At 40.1% G+C, this 19,982-nt stretch carries 17 protein-coding genes; 3 read left to right on the plus strand and 14 right to left on the minus strand.

Annotated elements, in window-relative coordinates; translation table 11 throughout:
- Nucleotides 1-7: 7 nt before the first annotated feature.
- From NQZ71_RS18720 to nirB, 4 genes are read right to left on the minus strand one after another with little or no spacing between them, the layout of a single operon-like run.
- Nucleotides 8-733, minus strand: coding sequence for a sirohydrochlorin chelatase (locus tag NQZ71_RS18720; RefSeq protein ID WP_144456058.1), 726 nt, complete (start codon nucleotides 731-733; stop codon nucleotides 8-10).
- Nucleotides 694-2,166, minus strand: a complete 1,473-nt coding sequence (gene cobA, locus NQZ71_RS18725) for a uroporphyrinogen-III C-methyltransferase (protein WP_275009555.1) — start codon at nucleotides 2,164-2,166, stop codon at nucleotides 694-696. The genes NQZ71_RS18720 and cobA overlap by 40 nt, the downstream gene beginning before the upstream one ends.
- Nucleotides 2,167-2,484, minus strand: a complete 318-nt coding sequence (gene nirD, locus NQZ71_RS18730) for a nitrite reductase small subunit NirD (protein ID WP_144456060.1) — start codon at nucleotides 2,482-2,484, stop codon at nucleotides 2,167-2,169.
- A gap of 31 nt (nucleotides 2,485-2,515) precedes the next feature.
- Complete coding sequence (gene nirB, locus NQZ71_RS18735) at nucleotides 2,516-4,918, minus strand: nitrite reductase large subunit NirB (protein WP_317011125.1); 2,403 nt, start codon at nucleotides 4,916-4,918, stop codon at nucleotides 2,516-2,518.
- A gap of 419 nt (nucleotides 4,919-5,337) precedes the next feature.
- Between nirB and NQZ71_RS18740 the strand changes: the two genes are divergently transcribed.
- Nucleotides 5,338-6,108, plus strand: coding sequence for an SDR family NAD(P)-dependent oxidoreductase (locus NQZ71_RS18740; RefSeq protein ID WP_317011126.1), 771 nt, complete (start codon nucleotides 5,338-5,340; stop codon nucleotides 6,106-6,108).
- A gap of 517 nt (nucleotides 6,109-6,625) precedes the next feature.
- Here NQZ71_RS18740 and rlmD read toward each other — a convergent pair.
- Complete coding sequence (gene rlmD / locus NQZ71_RS18745) at nucleotides 6,626-8,017, minus strand: 23S rRNA (uracil(1939)-C(5))-methyltransferase RlmD (RefSeq protein ID WP_317011127.1); 1,392 nt, start codon at nucleotides 8,015-8,017, stop codon at nucleotides 6,626-6,628.
- A 148-nt stretch (nucleotides 8,018-8,165) separates the two neighbouring features.
- On the minus strand, nucleotides 8,166-10,862 hold the full coding sequence (locus NQZ71_RS18750) for an arabinan endo-1,5-alpha-L-arabinosidase AbnB (protein ID WP_144456068.1): 2,697 nt from the start codon (nucleotides 10,860-10,862) through the stop codon (nucleotides 8,166-8,168).
- A gap of 374 nt (nucleotides 10,863-11,236) precedes the next feature.
- Here NQZ71_RS18750 and NQZ71_RS18755 point away from each other — a divergent pair, with 374 nt between their 5' ends.
- Nucleotides 11,237-11,572 carry a DUF3139 domain-containing protein gene (locus NQZ71_RS18755; protein WP_260054064.1) on the plus strand — a complete coding sequence of 112 codons (336 nt, stop codon included), beginning with the start codon at nucleotides 11,237-11,239 and terminating at the stop codon, nucleotides 11,570-11,572.
- 35 nt (nucleotides 11,573-11,607) lie between these two features.
- Here NQZ71_RS18755 and NQZ71_RS18760 read toward each other — a convergent pair whose 3' ends face one another.
- From NQZ71_RS18760 to NQZ71_RS18785, 6 genes are all read right to left on the minus strand, one after another.
- A complete protein-coding gene (locus NQZ71_RS18760) occupies nucleotides 11,608-12,420 on the minus strand; it encodes a DUF1385 domain-containing protein (RefSeq protein WP_144456072.1) in 813 nt (270 codons plus the stop codon).
- A gap of 138 nt (nucleotides 12,421-12,558) precedes the next feature.
- Complete coding sequence (locus NQZ71_RS18765) at nucleotides 12,559-13,419, minus strand: DNA-3-methyladenine glycosylase family protein (RefSeq protein WP_260054063.1); 861 nt, start codon at nucleotides 13,417-13,419, stop codon at nucleotides 12,559-12,561.
- Between the two features lie 116 nt (nucleotides 13,420-13,535).
- Complete coding sequence (gene pdaA, locus NQZ71_RS18770) at nucleotides 13,536-14,279, minus strand: delta-lactam-biosynthetic de-N-acetylase (RefSeq protein ID WP_317011766.1); 744 nt, start codon at nucleotides 14,277-14,279, stop codon at nucleotides 13,536-13,538.
- A gap of 111 nt (nucleotides 14,280-14,390) precedes the next feature.
- A complete protein-coding gene (locus tag NQZ71_RS18775) occupies nucleotides 14,391-15,920 on the minus strand; it encodes a fumarate hydratase (RefSeq protein WP_317011128.1) in 1,530 nt (509 codons plus the stop codon).
- A 135-nt stretch (nucleotides 15,921-16,055) separates the two neighbouring features.
- Nucleotides 16,056-16,241 carry an SE1561 family protein gene (locus NQZ71_RS18780; protein ID WP_127741785.1) on the minus strand — a complete coding sequence of 62 codons (186 nt, stop codon included), beginning with the start codon at nucleotides 16,239-16,241 and terminating at the stop codon, nucleotides 16,056-16,058.
- Between the two features lie 213 nt (nucleotides 16,242-16,454).
- On the minus strand, nucleotides 16,455-16,946 hold the full coding sequence (locus tag NQZ71_RS18785; RefSeq protein WP_144456078.1) for a YtxH domain-containing protein: 492 nt from the start codon (nucleotides 16,944-16,946) through the stop codon (nucleotides 16,455-16,457).
- A gap of 104 nt (nucleotides 16,947-17,050) precedes the next feature.
- On the opposite strand from NQZ71_RS18785, the gene yfkAB reads away from it, so the two are divergent.
- On the plus strand, nucleotides 17,051-18,175 hold the full coding sequence (yfkAB, locus tag NQZ71_RS18790; RefSeq protein WP_144456080.1) for a radical SAM/CxCxxxxC motif protein YfkAB: 1,125 nt from the start codon (nucleotides 17,051-17,053) through the stop codon (nucleotides 18,173-18,175).
- Between the two features lie 35 nt (nucleotides 18,176-18,210).
- Here the strand turns inward: yfkAB and NQZ71_RS18795 are convergent, their stop codons facing one another.
- Nucleotides 18,211-18,990: a YfkD famly protein gene (locus NQZ71_RS18795; protein ID WP_394374135.1), complete on the minus strand. Its 780-nt coding sequence runs from the start codon at nucleotides 18,988-18,990 to the stop codon at nucleotides 18,211-18,213.
- 139 nt (nucleotides 18,991-19,129) lie between these two features.
- Complete coding sequence (locus tag NQZ71_RS18800) at nucleotides 19,130-19,741, minus strand: YczE/YyaS/YitT family protein (RefSeq protein ID WP_127740049.1); 612 nt, start codon at nucleotides 19,739-19,741, stop codon at nucleotides 19,130-19,132.
- Nucleotides 19,742-19,982: the final 241 nt, after the last annotated feature.

Genomic DNA, 19,982 nt, shown 5'->3' on the forward strand with positions numbered 1-19,982 from the left:
TATTGCTTTAATTAGTTCGTTCGGCCATTAATTGCTCTTTCATTCTTTCTAACAATACTTCCTTCAGCAATGAATCGTATTGTAATGGCGGACAAAGAATGACCTCATCCCGACTGTTGGCAACTGCGCTTTCCATCCTTTTTAACAGCGTACCTGTAAATAATAAATATGGCATTATATATATTTTGCTGTAATCTTGCTGAAGTTTATATAGCTCTTTAGCAAATGCCGGCTTCCCCGCAGTCAAAAAAGCTGTATATACTGGTGATTCCAGTCTCTGATAAATATTATTGCTTATTTCCATCAGCTTTAATATTGGTTCCGGGTCACTGCTGCCTCTGCCGACAATTAAAATAGTCCCTTCATTGTCAGTACGTTTTTCTGCTATACGCTTAATTACTAAATCTATCATCTTTGGATGAAGATCAAATGGCTTGGAAATATAAAAGCTTACGTCTGGAAATTCCGCTTTTATCAGTGCCAACTCTTCAGGAATATCTCTTTTAAAATGTGCTGCAGCAAATAATAAATTAGGTACGACTAAAATTTGCTTTGCTCCTGCCTTTATTACCTTTTTCATTGTTTCATAGATTGTCGGTGAAGCTAGTTCTAAAAACGCAATTTCTTGAACTGGTATGTTCATATCCTTTTTTACTTCTTCGATAAAATTTATATACTGGTTATTTCCTTCAGCTATAAGGCTGCCATGTCCAATGTATACAACTGCATCCATTCGTGATCACGCATCCATTCTTTTTTATCTAGTTCCTGCTGTACCTGCTCATCTATTCGTCTGAATCCCTTTTGCAATGCATATTTTTCTACAGATTGACCAATTGCTGCAAATGACATTTCTTTTGGATCTCTGTCGCTGTACTTATTCCATTCTTGCAAAAAGACATCGATTGACCGCTTATTTGGAAAGACAACTGTTTCCCAATTATCCTCTGTTAATAATCGTTCATTTATCTCATGATAGCGGGTATCTATTTCAATAGTATGACTTGGAAAAACACGCTGATTATCAGAGAATGTACTTGTTAATAGCCACCTATCGCCAATTAAAACTGCACTGCTATCGTCAAAGCGTGCCCTTGCACATCGCAGCCCTCTTTTTTCAAGCTCCAGTCGGGTTTTATCAGAGATATATTCTATCTGTCTAGGAAAATCACGAATATCATATCCCGCCATAAAAAGCTGCGAAAACAAAATGTCTATTCCTTCTTTAGAGGCAAAAATTAATCTGTCTGTATCCATTATCAGCTGTAATTCCTCATTCGTATAAGAATGAGGAGTTGTCTTTAAAGCAGGAAATGCATATGCCTCAGCACCATTATTTGTAAAGAATCTTTCCAAGGAGCTTTCCTCAGATGAGCTTTTGGCAACAATTAGTTTTCTTTGATAAAACGGTTTTTTCTCAAACCAAGCAATGGAGGACCGCAGCTTGACTACGTCTCCAACTATCGTTAAAGCTGGATTCTTAATTTCTGCTGCTGTTACTTTCTCTGCGATTGTACTTAATGTGCCTTCAACCACCCGCTGTTTTCCTAACGTTCCCCATTCAATAACAGCTGCCATTGTGTCATGAGAATACCCTTGTGCTAATAACTGCTTGCAGATTGTCGGCAAGCCTTGAACGCCCATATAATAAGCAAGTGTTTCTCCTGTTGCTTCCTGCTTAGGCTCACAAGCTAGTTCTTCATTTTTTTTACATTTATGACCAGTTCTAATAGTGAAACTAGTACTATAATCGCGATGTGTGACTGGAATACCTGCATAGCTGCTTGCGGCAATGCTTGATGTGATTCCAGGAACTATTTCAAACGGTATATTATATGCTGCTATCGCTTCTGCTTCTTCGCCAACTCTTCCAAAAACAGACGGATCACCGCCTTTTAACCTAACTACATATTTGCCCTTTAATGACTCGGCAATTAAAGTCTGATTAATTTTCTCTTGTCGCATAATATGGTTATTAGGCAGCTTTCCACAATATATAAAAGCACACTCATTTTTGGTATAGCGCAGTAATCGCGGATTAGCGAGACGGTCGTATAATACAACATCCGCTTTTCTTAAGCACTCCATCCCTTTATCCGTTATTAATCCAATATCTCCAGGTCCAGCTCCAACAAATGCTACATACCCCTTGTTTGTATCCATCATTTACACCATCACATAAATATCGTCGTCTTTTACTTCTATCTCGTATACTTCTACACAGCCATTGTCTGGTTTTTGGACAAGTCCAGTAACAAGAGAAATCTTCCAGTCATAAAGCGGGCAGAAGACATACTCTCCAGAGACAATCCCTTCTGCCAATGGACCATTTTTATACGGGCTGCGGTTCTCTATCGCTCTGACCTCTCCATTGGAAAGATGAAATAAAGCGATTGATTTTCCTTTTATTTGAACTTCTTTGCCGATTTGTTGCGGCAGTTCAGATTTCTTCATGATTTTCGTCCATTCTTTTGTTGCAGTCATCCTATTTCCCCCTCCAGTATAATCGAGAAGATTATCCTTTAATCACTTCAAACATATCTCGCTTCTTTTGGTCGCTCAGTACAGAAGACCATGCTTCTTCGTATGTTGCTCTTGCTTTATCAAAGCTAGCTACAAGCTTACTAACATTTTCTTCATTCAATAGTGTTTCTTTAACAACCGCCGCGCCTGTGCGTTCGACCCAAGGAGCTGTTCTTTCCCCATAAGTTGCATTTTCTCGGTAATATTGCACATATGCTTTTGCCATTGTTATGACTTCTTCTTCCGTTGTTACAGTTATTAAGCTGTCACATTCACGAACTTCCGTACCGCCATTTCCGCCAAAATACAGTTGATAGCCATTTTCTACACAAACAACGCCAAAGTCCTTTGTTAACACTTCTGCACAGTTCCGCGGACAGCCTGTAACACCCATTTTCATTTTATGCGGCGTATCCACCATCTCAATTGCTTGCTCTAATTTAATGCCAAGTCCAAGAGAATCCTGTGTACCAAATCGGCAAAATGCTGAACCGACACATGATTTTACGTTGCGCAGTGATTTAGAATAGGCATAACCAGACCGCATTCCTAAATCCTCCCAAACATGCGGCACATCCTCTTTCTTAACACCATATAAGCCAATCCGGCTGGCACCAGTGATTTTTACTAATGGAACATTGTACTTCTTCGCTGCTTCTCCCAATTTAATTAAATCTTCTGCAGTTGTTGTTCCACCATACATACGAGGAACAACCGAAAATGTCCCGTCATTTTGGATATTCCCTTCCATCTTCTCATTAACAAATCTTGATGCTTTGTCATCTTCATACTCTTCAGGGAACAGCATGCGCATATAATAGTTCAAGGCCGGACGACATTTTGAACAGCCTTCAGCACTTGCAAAATCAAGGACGATACGAACTTCCTTCGGTGATTTCATTTGCTTTTCTTTTATTTGTGCGACAACCTCGTCACGAGTAAGTGATGTACAGCTGCACATGCCTGTTTTTTGCAGTGAAGCATCAAAGCTGTCACCAAGTGTGTGTGCAAGGATGCTTTCGACCATTGGTTTACATTTACCGCAAGACCCGCCGGCTTTTGTACAGCCCTTCACTTCTTCAAAGGTTGTAAGTCCTTGTTCGAGGATAGAGTGGACAATGGTTCCTTTTGTTACACCATTACAGCCGCATACCGTATCCTCTGCACTCATGCTTGCAACTAAATCCTCTTCCCCGTCCTGACCAGCCTTGCTCAAAACAGAAGAACTTGTATACTCACTTATATCAGCTTGTTTTTTCAGCATATTGAACAAACGATTACCGTCAGAAGCATCTCCGTAAAGGACAACCCCAACAATTTTGTTATCTGTCACCAGGATTTTTTTGTATAATTTCGAAAATTGATCATGTACTATTATTGCTTGAGTATTTTCATCTTCATGAATTTTCCCGCCTGAGAACAAATCACAGCCTGCTACCTTTAGCTGAGTTGAAAGCACACTTCCTTGATAGCCCTTTCCCTGACCTCCTGTAATGTGCTCAGCAAGGGCAATTCCCTGCTCATAAAGCGGAGCAACCAAACCGTAAGCAATGCCATTATGCTCTGCACATTCTCCGACTGCGTAAATAGATGGTTCTGATGTAACCATATGATCGTTCACCACTATGCCCCGATTCACTTCTAAGCCAGCAACTCTCGCAATCGCAACATTTGGACGAATCCCCACAGCCATCACAACAAGATCACACTCTACAGATGTACCGTCTGTGAACTTTAAGCCTTGAACACGTTTCTCCCCATAAATCTCAGCAGTCTGCTTTTCCATTAAAAATTTCATGCCTTGTGCTTCTAAATCCTTCTTAAGAAGCTCTGCTGCTGCAGCATCGAGCTGCATCTCCATTAATGATGGCAATAAATGAACAACATGCACTTCCATGCCACGGTCAATTAACCCTCTTGCAGCTTCAAGTCCTAACAACCCGCCGCCGATGACAACAGCCTTTTTATAGTTTTGAGCTGCTTCCATCATCATCTCTGTATCCCCAATTGTTCGAAAACCAATAACACCGTCTAAATCACTTCCAGGTACGGGCAGAATAAAGGCACTAGAACCCGTTGCAATAATCAGCTCATCATATGCAATGATTTGCTGTTTATCTGTGATTACTTCCTTCTTGTCCTTATTAATGCGAACAACCTTTTCCCCAGTTAATAGATTAATATGATTGTCCTTATACCATTCATAATCGTTTATATTAATATCATTTATAGTCATTTTCCCCTGTAAAACATTTGATAACATAATGCGATTATAGTTTGGGTATGGTTCATCCCCAATAATCGTTATTTCAAAAGTATCCGCATTTCGTTTCAATATTTCTTCAATTGTTCGAACTCCTGCCATCCCGTTTCCAATTAGAACTAATTTCTTCATTGTCTTCCCCCTCCAAGGTTGGGCTAGAAAAGTATATTCATGTGAATTGTTTCACATGGCCTATCAATATGATTCTTATGGCAATAACTTTATCTGTACGTATGCTTATAGCCATAAGTTTAGTAAAAGAAGTGGTAAAAATACCTCTTTTATACATTCATTATATCTGCTTTACCGAGCAAACAAGTCTTGGAAATTCGACGATTTTATGACAACTAATATCTTGCTCTGATGTAGACTAAATAGCCAAACCCAATCTCTCTAAAAAAAGCTGTACATCTGTTGATATCAAGCGTTTTATTAGAAATTCACCATCAAAGTGACTTATAATAATAACGAAGGCTAAAATTCACAAAATTGCCATAAATTAAATTACACCTAATTGAAAGCGTTAACAAATTAATAGGGAGGTTTTAAAATTGAAGAGATTAGAAAACAAAGTAGCCATTATTACAGGAGGAGCAGGAGGTATTGGAAAAGAATCTGCAAAACGCTTTTTAGAAGAAGGCGCAAAGGTTGTTTTAGTAGATTTATTTCAAGACTCACTTGATCAGACAAAAGCCGAATTAGACAAATTAGGCGAGGTTATCACCATTCAAGCTGACGTATCTCAAGAAGAAGATGTAAAAAATTATGTGGACAAAACCGTCGAGAAGTTCGGAAAAATCGATGTTTTCTTCAACAATGCAGGAATTGAAGGAAAAGTCGCTCCAATAATAGACCAAAAAGTAGAAGATCTAGACAAGGTACTTGCCGTCAATGTACGCGGCGTATTCCTAGGACTAAAACACGTACTAGCTGTTATGAAAGAACAAGGATATGGCAGTGTCATTAATACCTCTTCTGTTGCCGGACTTAGCGGCAGCCCGAATGTAACACCATATATCGCATCAAAACACGCAGTCGTCGGCCTAACAAAAGCAACCGCAGTCGAAGTTGCGCCATACAAAATACGCGTCAACTCCATTCACCCATCACCAGTCAACACAAGAATGATGCGTTCCTTAGAAGAAGGCTTCGCACCAGGACAAGCTGAAGCAGCCAAAGCAGACATGGAAAAATCAATCCCACTAGGAAGATACGGAGAATCAGAAGACATTTCTAATCTGGTTCTATTCCTTGCATCTGATGAAAGTTCATTTATTACAGGAGTACAGTACCGTGTTGACGGCGGTATGGGTGCTTTGTGATTTAATTAAAAAAGTCAGTTCTTCTTTTGGAAGGACTGACTTTTTTATCTTATCATTTCCCTATAGTAAGTTGGCACTTTCATATGAAAGCAAGAGATTCTTAGTCGTTTCATGATAAATAGATTACGAATTACGAGCTCTACTTCCATACCTTCTCCCACAATAAAAACCAAACGAAAAAATAGAAATTACTATAATAATAACAATTCCATAGTCTTTAATTATCTTGAGCAGATTAGGTAAAACAGTTTTCATCATAAAAGGCAGTAACGCCCCTTTTGTGTGAAGATAGTAACCATATACAATAACCAATATTATTAAAATAATAAGCGACAACCGAACAATTCTAAAGAATACATTGTCACTCACCTTGCTCCACTCCCCAACTTCTCATTTTGGCTTACTTTTTATTATTTATCTTACAATAACAGTTCGATGAAAAATGCTCCTGTCCTTCTAAATCTGATTTAATTAATAAGCAAAAACCCGGATTCCTTATAAAATCCGGGTGATAAGATTATTTCAAAACCAACTCCACTACACATTCAACATGTGCTGTGTGCGGGAACATATCCACAGGCTGCATATACTCTACCTTATAATCCTTGCTCAAATAATCAATATCCTTCGCTAATGTCGACGGATTGCAGGATACGTAAATGAACTTCTTCGGTTTAACCTTTTTGATGGCATTAAGCAGCTTTTGGTCGCAGCCAGTTCTTGGCGGGTCGACTACTACTACGTCTGGGCGCCAGCCTTCTTCGACCCATTTTGGGAGCCAGTGCTCTGCTGTTCCTGTTACGTATGTGGCGTTTTTGATGCCGTGTTTATCAGCATTTTTTTGGGCATCAATGATGGCTGCATCGATTGTGTCCATGCCGCGGACTTCGCTTGCGCCATCAGCCAGCCATAAGCCGATTGTTCCGACACCGCAGTAGGCGTCAGCGATTTTTTCTTTGCCTGTCAGATTGGCAGCGTTTTTGACTTCGTCGTACAGCTTGATTGTTTGAGTCGGGTTAAGCTGGAAGAAGGCGCGGGCTGACAGTTCAAAGTTTAAGTCACCTAATGTTTCTTGAATGACCTCTTCTCCTCTTAGATGGATAGTCTTTTCACCAAATATGAGGGAAGTCTTGTTGCCGTTAATGTTTTGCACAAGTGACTTCACTTCAGGCAGACGACTTTGAATTTCTGCCATGATTTGTTTTTTGCGCGGTACTTCTTTTTGAGTTGTGATTAACACGACCTGTACTTCTCCTGATTGGAAGCCTGCTCTTGTCACGATTGTACGAACGATGCCTTTTTGTGTGCGTTCATCGTAAATTGGTACATTCAGCTCTTCTAAGATGTTGCGAACCTCTTCTGACACTTTGTTTGTCAGTGGGTGCTGAACCATACAGTTTTGGATTGGGACAAGGCGATGGGAGTCGATGCCATACAATCCTGCGATTACTTTGCCGTTTTTCTGCTGGCCGATTTGGAATTGGCTCTTATTGCGGTAATTCCAAGGGTCCTCCATACCGATTGTGGGACGGATATCTAAGTTTTCTATTTTCAGTTTTGTGTGTCTTTCTAATGACTGGATGACAATATCGCGCTTTTCTCTAAGCTGCTGGTCATATGCCAAATGCTGAAGCTGGCAGCCGCCGCATTGCTCGTAGATCGGGCATGGTGCTTTGACGCGAAATGGTGATGCCTTGCGGATTTTCTTTACCTTTGCCTCTGAGAACTTCGGCATAATTTTTGTCGCTTCCACGACTACCTCTTCGCCCGGAAGTGCGCCTTGAACGAAAACGACCTGCCGTTTGAAATAGCCGACACCCTCCCCATTGATTCCGAGTCTTTTAATTGTTAACGGGAAGGTTTGTCCTTGCTGTAACTTTGCCGTGCTTACTTGCTTTTTATCATTCATTCTATTGCTCCTATAAGTAGGTTTCTATTTTTTTATTCATTATAATCAGTTTAAACTGCAACCTTTATACTAATACTTCTTTATTGGATAATCCAGCTATCCTGCAAATAAAAATCCCTCAAATCTAAATCTTTGAGGGATTTTCTTCTTATTCTATTCTAGCTCTTTTCTTTTTAAAAAGAAACGCACATGCACCGATAACAATCATGGCAATACCTGCCATCAAATAATTGAAAGAGTTCGTGGCTGTATTAGGCAGTCCATGCCCTTCGCCTTTGACACTATCTTTATCACTATCATCTGTGACATTGCCCAATTCTTCATTTTCAGCTGTTTCCTTACTGCCATCTTCCCCGCTGTTGTTATCTTCAGGCTTATCTGTACCTGCTCCATCCTCTGGACTCGTTGTGTCATCTTCCTCAGGTTTATCTGTTTCCTCATCTGGAGTTGGTGTTACTGGCTCAGAAACTACTGGAATTGTGCCAGTGTTGTAATAATCTTTGATTATATCCTCACTCAATGCAACAGAGTCATATACGAGCACTTCATCCATAAGCCCTTTAAATGGAATATCCCAATAGTTTACCCCAAGTGCAAACAAGGCATTTTTGTCTGTGAAGACATTAAAGAAATCGGTGCCGCTGAATGCCTTTTCCCCATTGATATAGACATTAAGCGCCCCATTATCAACGGTAAAAGCGATATGCGACCATTCATTAGCTTGTATTTGAGTGCCTGCATCTGCATCATACCAGCCATCATTGTTTGACCAGATCATGCTGTTATTGCCGACACCATCATTGCCTTTCGGAACAAAGCTGATCCAGTTTACATCTGATTTTGCGCCAAAAAATGCCGTCGTATAGTTGGTCAGCTGTTCTGGATTAAGCCAGAAGGATACGCTGTATTTATTACTGGAGATAAGACCTTTCGGTAAAAGAACTCCTGATGCTCCGTCAAAAATTGCCCCCTGGCCCGTTTTCCCTTCCGTATAGGAAATTGCTCCACCAGTATTAGAAATGAGATTGCCTGTCGGCTGTCCATCTGCCTGTGTGCCAGTGCTGTCTGTTAAATTGCCTTCAAAGGCATAATGAGCTGCAAGCTTACCTTTTTCCTCTGGCAAAACTGTTATCTCAAAGGTTTTCTCTGCGACAGCTTCACCCTTTGTTATTGTTGCTGTCAATGTCACCGTTGCCGCTGCTCCATTAGTCGGTCTTGTTACCTTGCCGTCATTTGTAACAACATCGAGATTAGAGGAGCTCCAGCTAATTTGTGCACCGCGTAAGCCTTCTGTTATAAGCTTTAAGTTGCTGATAACTGCGGTTGTATCGCCCAATTCAAGGCCACTCTTAACTGCCTCGACAATTTCTTCATCTGTTTTGCTTTCTGCTTTGCTTCCCCAGACAGATACACCTTCACTTGATGTGGCTGTAAATGTCAGCACATTGGTTTTCGATGTTGGGTCCCACTGGCTTACAAACACGCCATTATACACCTTGCCGTCGATGTTAAGCTCTGCTTTGTTAGAACCCTTTTCCTTCCACGTTCCAGATACTTCACCGCTGATTGTTCCGTCACTGTTCAAGCTAATCAGCACGGATTTTTTGATTTCTGCAGAAATATCCTTACCATGGTTAATAAATTTGTAGTCTCCTGTAATGTCTGCAGCCGCTACATCCTGCAAGCTTTCTCCTGCATACTCATATGGAGAAACAACTGGCCATCCAGCTTCATTCATATACATTTTGTGAACTCGAATTTCATGCTGTTCCCCTCTTTCTGGGAAACGAGTATGGAATATCAAGTATTGCTCATTTGTGCTTTCATCATAATAAACCGAATTATGTCCTGGCGATACATAGCCTGTGCCAATGCCTGTCCCGCTTTCGCCTACCTCTCGTTTAAACAAGTAGCTGCCCATCAGCTTAACACCGTATGGCTCAATCGACTTGTCGTCGAACAACGGCAATGTCGGGTCTGCCTTTACATTTGTCATATCATTGCCTGCGGCATCATAATACGGTCCATCTGGAGTTTTCGAGCGGACAACCCTCATGTTATAGCCGCCAGTCGAATCTAACCCGCCGAATGACAAGTACATATAATAATAATCTGTTTCCTTGCTGTACTGGATATATGCACCTTCAATCCGGCTGTGGTTGCCGCCAAGCAGCTTTTTCCCGTAGCCTTGATTTGGTAGCTGCTTGCCTGTTTTCGGGTCCATTTCTAGGATGAAAATCCCGCCAGAATAAGATCCGTACACCATCCACAGCTTACCATTTTTATCGAAGAATACGTCAGGATCAACGGCATTCGGATGCTTTGTTGCATCATAAATGGAGCCGTCCTCACTCTCTTCATCCCACATGCCTGATTTCAAGATAATGCCTTGATCCTTATATGGTCCGTCAACACTGTCTGAAACAGCAACACCAAGTGCTGATCGTGGGGAATCTCCTTTACAGGCATTATAGTACATGTAATATTTTCCATCCTCGAGCTGGATAACATCTGCTGCCCACAGTGTATCAGACTCTGCCCAATCAAATGTTTCCTTCAACTCCTCGAGAACATTTTCAAACAGCGGATTGTCTGCAGACACGCTTGAGGAGATTTGCTCCCATTGCATGAAATCCTTTGTTTTTGCGGCAGCAAGATGCGAACCAAAAACATAGAACTGGCCATCTGCCTCAATTACAGACGGGTCATGGACAGAAGCCCTTTTAAAGACCGGGTCTGCTGCTGCCTTGACTACTGTTGTATCATTACTCAAAAGATACTGCGGAATTACAAGAACAACTGCTAAGAAAAACATCAATAAACGTCGAGATACATTCCTTTTCATTGCGCCATTCCTCCCTGCCGTGTCAGCTTTACGAAAGCAGCATATACCTGTTCCTTGTACACAAGGCATAAATAAATCCATGCTCCTGTCCATACAGCCAAAACGGTTCTCTATTTGTTGGCTACGAAAGCACATCCCCTCTTGTCCCACAAACTATGTAAACACTTTCATAACTTTGATTATCGTATTACACATATACGTACATGTCAATACACTTAAATGAATTGTATGTACATATTAATAAATATTAATTCATTACATATACGAACGAGTTTTCTGTAAATAGAACTTTCTTTCATATCACCATTAACTTAACTAAATAGACAAAAATGCCCTTAAGGTGTAAAATTACACAAAAAAAGGAGTGGGCTCACATGATAAAAAAATCAATATGGATTTTCATTATGCTGTTGGCAATCGGTGGTATTTCCGTTTATACATATGGAGAATGGCATGGATTTACTTGGATGGAAAACAAATCAAAGCAGGAAGTTTTACAATATTTAAAGGATACGGGAGAAAAGGAACAGGAAATGAAAAGCATAGTGCCTTCATATGACAATAAATCAGGCCATTATTATGTCACCGTTGTATTCAAGGATGAACAAGACTTACGTTATGAGTTCATCTATAGAAACAAAAAAACTGTCTTTATTGGCAGATATGATGACGGCAACAACACATACGACAAAGGCAAGCATCTTCAATAAAAAGAACAGCTCAAACCCTTGAGCTGTTCTACTCTTTATTTAGCAGGATGAAATGTCACACTTGCGGACTTTTTTGCTGCTGTCTCCTTGTCAATGCTTTCCTGAAGGGCAGCCATTTTCTTTAGGGATCGGATAGCTGTTTCAAGATGTTCTGCTGCAGGTCTTGCTGTAAATAAAAGATATTGTAAACCGTATCCAATATAATAAATCGGTGTCAACACCTTCTTAACATGCTTATTACGGATAATGTACAGCTCGTAAGCAAGGGACAGAACTACGAAAAGGACCACAATCCCATCTATTTGGTTCGAATACGGAATAAGCCAAACAATTAAACTGATAAGACTAATAAAAATCACCAAATTTAAGTGGCAGGCTTCACTTATACGGGACTGGCTTTTTACATTTTCTAGTGTAAGCTCCTCGTTTTTATTAAAGCAATTGGCAGCCATATGTTCTGCTGCATGGTATTTACCGAGCGGTGTGAGCTTGAAGATCATTAAGTATAAGATGATAAATATGATAACAGCTATTTCGATCTCCGTTGCACTTAAATTTCCTATCGACCAGCTTCCTTTGGACATGACAAAAAGAAATAAAAATCCAAAAACAAACAGTGATATAAAGGACTTCCATGTATCAAGGAATGTTCGGATAAAAAACCACATGCCTCTTACAATGGGAACTTTCTGCAAATATTTGTCGATATCAAAGTCATCGATTTCTTCCTCTTTCGCTTTAATTTGGTGTGTCGTCTTGATTTCGCCATTTTTACGGACTGAGATTACTTTGACATCATCAGACTGAAACTTAACGCCATTGATTAGCGCTTTTCCTCCATACTTCATAAAGGGTCTCCATTTTCCACAAGATTTTTTTCACTTCATTTATATAATATATTCCCCAATTGCACAATAAATGTGCTGCAATCATATGTTTGTGTCCTAATTTATAGACGTATAGGCATACATATTGGTTTCATGGATTTATTCAATGCTGCGCCATAAGTAAAGGGAAGCATAGCTTAAATAGGGCTCCCAAGCTGGGATTAATTGCTCCATCTCTTCTTTCGTCGGCTTTGCTTCAAGTCCAAGCAGTTTCTTTAATGCATTTTGGATGCCGATATCTGCAATCGGGAATAAATTCTGCCGTCCAAGTCCGAATAAAAGCACATTCTGAATCGTCCATTGGCCAATTCCTCTGTAGACGATTAATTCCTTCATAATCTCTTCATCTGTTCTATCATAAAGGCTCTCTAAGCTAAGCCTGCCTTCAGCAATTTCCTTCGATATATCAATAATATATTCTGCTTTTCTTGTGCTGAATTGCAGCTCTCTCAATTCCTCTACTGTTAGTGCTGCAACACGATCAGGACTCGGGTAAAACCATGCCCCGTTAACTTCTGTTCCGTATGCTTTCACAAATCTTTCTGTTAAGGTATACGCAAATTTAATATTAAGCTGCTGATGGATGATGCATTTTACGAGACAATTATATGGATGAAAATCGAGCACAAGTGGTGTTCCGAAATGACTGTTAAAGAGCTCCTTCAATTCTGTGCCTTGAAAATGCTCATGAACATCAATAAGTGAGCTTTCCCACTGAAAAATCCTTGTAAGCTCTCGAATAACTTCCTCTTCATGCTTTATTGGTATTCCTTCTAGCTGGAAGACAGGTCCTTCCGTTGTACCAATTGCTTTCACCTTGGCAACTATTTTTTCATTTTCTAAACCAATAGGCACCTTTACGGACCTTTCTGTGGCATCTACTTGATGTAATGGGTCTAACGCTAAGCGGCTTAACACAAGATCAAAATTATATGGACCTAAAACCGGGACAATACGCAATAGAATCACCTGTTCTGTTTTCCACTATTATAGCATGGATATATGTGGAAGTTCTATGAAACATCCTATACTTTTACAAAAAGAAAACAAGCCCACAGTAAAATGGGCTTGTTAGTTTATTTCTTCTGCTTTGCCATAAAATCATCAAGGTTTTTAAATGTATAGCCTCTTTTCTTCAAGTCTTTGATTGATTGCTCAAGGGCATCTGCATTATCTTTAGACACAGTATGAAGGAGCATAATGCAGCCTGGATGGGCCTGCTTCATAATATTATCATAGCTGTATTGCCAGCCTCTTTGCTGATCTGTTTTCCAATCGACAAACGCAAGTGACCAAAACACCTGTGTATATCCCAGCTCCTTGCCGAGCATCAATGTCCGCTCACTGAAAATACCGCGGGGCGGCCGTAAGTATTTCATGCCTTTTTTTCCAGTTATCGCTTCTGTTTCTTTCGCAACCTTCTCTAGCTCTTCCTTCAGTCTTTGATCAGAAACTTGTGTAAAGTCTGGGTGATGATAGGAATGATTTCCAATTATATGACCTTCGTCAGCCATTCGTTTCACTAAATCTGTGGCACTTTGCAAATAGTGTCCTGTCACAAAAAAAGTGGCCGGTACCTTTTCTTTTTTCAGTACATCAAGGATTTTTCCTGTATAGCCATTTTCATAACCATTATCAAATGTCAGGTACAAGACCTTCTCATCAGGACTGTCCTTATAAAAAGCTCCATATTTTCCTAATAGATCATCAAGCGGCTGCCCTGCTTCCGCTGGCTGCTCATTGCTTGATTTTTTGAAGCCCCAGTGCTGTGGCTGGTTGGATACGTTCGCCATTACTGGATGCTGAATGAGCAGAAACATAACGAAAAAAGCCGAAATTAATTTATACTGCTTCACCTTTCTCCCTCCTTTTAACAAATCTAAACTTATTATTTGTTAGAAGAAGGGAAAAATGATTGGTAAATTAAACAATCATTTATAAACAGGTTCTTTAAACTGAGTGAGCTTTTCTAATGATGATTTTTCAATATCCTCATGCAGGGAATTGCCATGAGAATCCATAGTCACAACGGCACGGAAGCCTTCCACCTGCAAATGCCACATTGCTTCTGGGATACCAAATTGCATAAGGTCCACTCCTTTAACTTCCTTTATGCAATCAGCATAATACTGGGCTGCACCGCCGATTGCATTTAAGTAGACGCCGCCATGCTCTGCTAAAGCATTTAAGGTTTTCGTGCCCATCCCGCCTTTGCCCATGACAGCACGGATGCCGAATTTCTTCATAATATCCCCTTGATATGGCTCCTCACGAATACTCGTTGTTGGTCCTGCCGCTTTCACATGCCATATGTCTTCATCATCTTTTAGCATTACTGGCCCGCAATGGTAGATAACTTGTCCGTTTAAATCAACAGGAGAATCGTTTGTGCTCAAGTATTTATGAATAGCATCTCTGCCGGTATACATCATTCCGCTGATTTCAACAACATCACCGACTTTCAGCCGACGGATTTCCTCCTCAGAGATTGGTGCATGAAGCTTAATGACTGTATCCTCGGCAGCTGATTTTTTTTTGTCGGTGAAGGTAATTTTCTCTCCATCCTGGTATTTCCATGCAATAATGCTGCCTGTATTTGCATCAAGCTTTATTCCTAATCTGCGAAATGCCCAGCAATTATATGCAACAGATACGAAAAAGCTTGCAGGAATGCGATTCATCACCCCAATTTTGCAGCCAAGCAAAGTCGTTTCTCCGCCAAACCCCATTGTACCGATTCCAAGCTTATTAGCATTTTCCATGATATATGCTTCCAGCTCTGCAAGCTCCGCATTTTCATTAACATCGTCAACAGTCCGGAAAAGCTGTTCCTTTGCTAAATCATATCCGCTTGAACGGTCTCCTCCTATTCCCACACCAATAAAGCCGGCACTGCAGCCTTGTCCTTGTGCTTGATAAACAGAGTGGAGAATGCATTTGCGAATCCCGTCCAAGTCCCTGCCAGCTCTTCCTAGCCCATCAAGCTCACAAGGCAAACTGTATTGAATATTTTTGTTTTCACAACCGCCGCCTTTTAAGATTAATCCAATATCTATGTAATCCTTTTCCCACTGCTCAAATTTAATGACAGGTGTTCCTGCTCCTAAATTATTGCCACTGTTTACTCCATGAAGCGAATCTACAGAATTAGGACGGAGCTTGCCTTTTTGTGTTGCCAATTCTATGCATTCATGAATTACTGCCTTTATTTCCAGTTGGTTTGTGCCAACAGGTGTCTTAATCTTAAATGTTGGAAGCCCTGTATCCTGACAAATTGGTGACACTTCCATATCGGCCATCCCGATGTTCTCTTGAATTGTTTCAAGGCTCATCGCCGATCTCGTTCCAGCACTTTCCCATTGCGCTGCTGATTTGATGGCGCGGCGGACATCCTTCGGCAGATTTGTAGATGTTTCTTCAATCAATTGATATATACTTGCCCTTAAAGCTTCGATATTCATTTATTTTTCCCCCTCAACCCTTTTTAAAGCATGTCTACCTTCCTAAATTATACTCTTACTCATAAATCTGCAACAGTAATTTGTAATCGTTTTCATAATTACAAAGTAAAAAAGCCCCTTAGCGGAGCTTTCTCATTATTCATCTCTATGTTTAAATTCATTACATTTCGATTCAATATCATCGATCATCTCAATCAAGCGGTCGATATCCTCAAGCTCCGCCTCTTCCGGATCAATAGCATCCAACACATCAAGAAACATATTTAATCTCGTTTTCAAAAAATCTACTTGTTCATTTTTGTTTGTAATAGAAGTGCCCAACAAAAATCTCTCCTTTCACTTTCATATCCATCGTACCGAAAATATCAGCTTCCGGCAATCTTTTTCCTTCTATACTTATGTTTGCACAATAACACATTTTTTACACCTGTCACCATTTTTGTTCCGAAAAAAAAGATCACCTACAGGTAATATAGGTGACGAGTTCGATTTTTTTTATGTTACACTATACTATACGTGCGTTTCGCATCATAATTATAAGGTAGCCTTTTCCCTTTCTATAAGGGAGTGGTCTTGTGCAACTACAGGGAGAAGCTCTGAATCATTGGATGAGTTAGTGTTCATTCCAATCTGGGACTTTGTCTCCTGTAATTTATGTTGGATAGACTGATATTGGCGCTTTGATTGAAAGTAAAGCTGCTTGAAATCTCCTGCTATTTCTTTTAAATCCTGTGTTCTTGCATTGATTGTGTTTTGAATATGCTGAAACATCGTTTGGCTGTCATTCATAACCTCTCGCATTGTATCACTTAAATAATGCAATTTTTCACTAGTATCTTGCTTTACTTGAGCAGGATTTTCTCTTAGCTCATGTACTAGCTGGTTGGTTGAATCCTTCCACTGCTGCACTTTCACCTTAGCATTTGTCCTTGTTGTACGATCCATGAGGGATAATGTTGTCCCGATGACACCGCCGATGACAATTCCAGCCAATAGTTTACTGTTTCCCTTGTTTTCATTAGACATCAGATCATCTCCCTTTTTTATATCAATACTTGTCTATTTCCCATATGATTGGAGATTTAAACAAGCAGATGCTTAATACGCAACTTTTTCAAAGGAGTAATATCATGATTTCTCAAAAAAATCCGATTGTAAATCCTAAGAACGACCCTTGGGAAGCTTATATGGATATAACCCAGCATGGAGGGATGACCCTCTCCAATATAGAATTTACAACCACAACTTTATGTAATATGCGCTGTGAGCATTGTGCAGTCGGTTACACCCTTCAGCCGAAGGACCCGAACGCCTTGCCAATTGATTTGTTGCTGAAAAGACTTGATGAAATACCACATCTTCGCTCTATGAGCATTACAGGCGGTGAGCCAATGATGAGTCGCAGGTCTGTGGAAAACTATGTTGTTCCGTTATTTAAATACGCCCACAGCAGGGGTGTAAAAACACAAATTAACTCTAACTTGACTCTTGATCTTGGCCGCTATGAGCCGATTATTCCTTATTTGGATGTCCTTCATATCTCCCATAACTGGGGCACAGAAGAAGAGTTTGCAGAAAGAGGCTTTGCGATGATGGCAAGAAAGCCGTCATATGAGCATAGAGGAAAGCTTTTCCAAAACATCATCACAAATAGCCGGGCATTGGTCGAGGCTGGTGTTGTCGTATCAGCGGAAACGATGCTGAACAAGCAAACACTGCCTTACTTAGAGCATATTCACCGCCAAATTGTTGACGAAATGAAATGTCAGCGCCATGAAATTCATCCTATGTACCCTTCTGACTTCGCTTCTACTATGGAAACTTTGTCACTAGAGGAAATGCGTCATAGCATTCATCATTTACTTGATATTAGAGATGAAAATGTATGGATGCTTTTTGGTACACTCCCGTTTTATCCATGCAGCAGCACAAAAGAAGATCAGGAGCTTTTAAAACGTTTATACGCAAGTAAAAACGTCACTGTCCGCAATGATCCAGACGGCCGTTCCCGTTTGAATGTTAACATCTTCTCAGGAGATGTTATCGTTACAGACTTCGGTGATACACCAGCCCTTGGAAATATTAAAACAGATAAGCTTCCTGACATTTTCGAGAAGTGGATGGCAACAGACCTTGCTTCCTCACTTAACTGCCATTGCCCAAGTGTGCAATGTCTTGGTCCGAACGTGCTTGTCAAAAACAGCTATTATCGTGATATCGACTTCACAAAAAACACAGCATTAATAACACGCTAAAATAAAAGCAGCGATGATTATCGCTGCTTTGTTTATTATCTCGGTTTTTCGCTTGCAAGGAATCCAAAGGAAACATGATCCTGAACAGGAATCCACGCCCCGATGCCTTGGGATGTAACGTTTTTGACGACAATCGACTTTTTACCACCCTTAAGCATTAAATACACTTCGCCGTATGTGACCTTTCCTTTTTCATTTACAGCAGGTGCATATCCGTATAAATAGCCTAGTCTTTTGGCTGGGATGTTATAAATTTGGTCTTTTTTCGTTCCAGTTCCTATCACTGTTTCAAAGGCAAGTGACAGCCCTGAATTTTGCATTGCTTTTAGCATCATCATTTTTTTGACTTCTTCTGCATTCGGTATTTTAGCTGTCAAACCGCCTCTGATGATTTTTTGAGATTCTTGTACATAATGGATTTGATATGGCGCCTTTCCACCTCTGTTGTCATAAAAATTCGTATTTATTTTTTGGTATTCCCAGTTTGGAGCTGTTTCTGTCGACTCGTAGTTTAATGGCCATTGACCAATATAAACAATCGCTTTATAACCAATTGCAAAAGGTGTGCTGTTAACAGTTGTCTCATTAAGCATGCGAATCAAGTCAGGGTTCTCTATTTTCACCTTTGAGGAATTAATAAGCGTCTGTGTCAGCTCACTTGGCTGCAGCTTCGGCAAGTCCTGAGAAGGATTTGGATAGGTGTTTTCCTTCGTGATATTCATGACTGAATTCGGGATAGCAACAAGCTTTGATTTTGGCATATCTTGCTTGTCCTTCGGTTTTTCTGCAAATGCTGGTGCAATATTAGGCAGCATCATTAGAAAAGCTAATAGAATAATACCAATGCGTTTCAAATTAAAGAACTCCTTTCAAACCTAACAGTAATGTTTACTGTTATTTTTTTCGGAGTTCGCCTAGATTATGCTACTTTAAGACAACAATTTTTTTTAGATGCTATTTAATCGCCAATTTATCCATTATCCCGCAGCAAATTGGATGGAACACTTGAATGGCAGGTCCGATTCCAATCGCAATAATGACTGTTCCAACTCCGATTGGTCCATTAACCATAAAGGCAAAAATCAATGCCAAAATCTCTCCGATTAGCTTGGATGCCATGATATTAAGACCAAAGCGTTCCTGAAGACTCACCATAAATTCGTCAATGGGATTCAAAGGAAAACTCGCTTGCAAATATAGAGAAATTCCCAGTCCGATAATAACAAGTCCACCAATTAACAGGAGCAGCTGATTCATAAACAGAAAATAATTGAAAACGTTTATAAGATGAGCCATCCAAAAATCAACAAAAAACCCGAGAATAAACACAGTGAACAATGACAGCAATGCAGGTTTTCTCCTTAGCAAAAGTGCATTAACGAAGATTAGCAGAATCCCGATTATGACAATCCAGCTGCCAATTGTTAAGCCAATTAATGCCGACAAGCCAACATTCAAGGCATCCCAAGGTCCTGCTCCCAAATTCGCTTTAATGGTCAATGTCGCCCCAAATGACAAAATCAACAGCCCAACAACATAAAAAAGGCTACGGTAAAACAAAGCCATATGATAACTCCTCCCTTCATTTAAGCTCGTCTTTTATACATATGCGCTAGTCCCAGAAAACTTGTACAAAAACCTTAAAATTAAATTAACTGAATATTTACATTAATCTAAATTTATATTATAATAGGCTTATCAAACAAAAGGAGGGCAGCTAATCACTTCGCTTAATACAAAAGGAGGATAGACCATTTTTGACAAAGGACAGTTTAGCATTAACCGTATCTATTAAAGAAAAGTTGGT

The sequence above is a fragment of the Niallia taxi genome, assembly GCF_032818155.1.
Taxonomy (GTDB): Bacteria; Bacillota; Bacilli; order Bacillales; family Cytobacillaceae; genus Niallia; species Niallia taxi_A.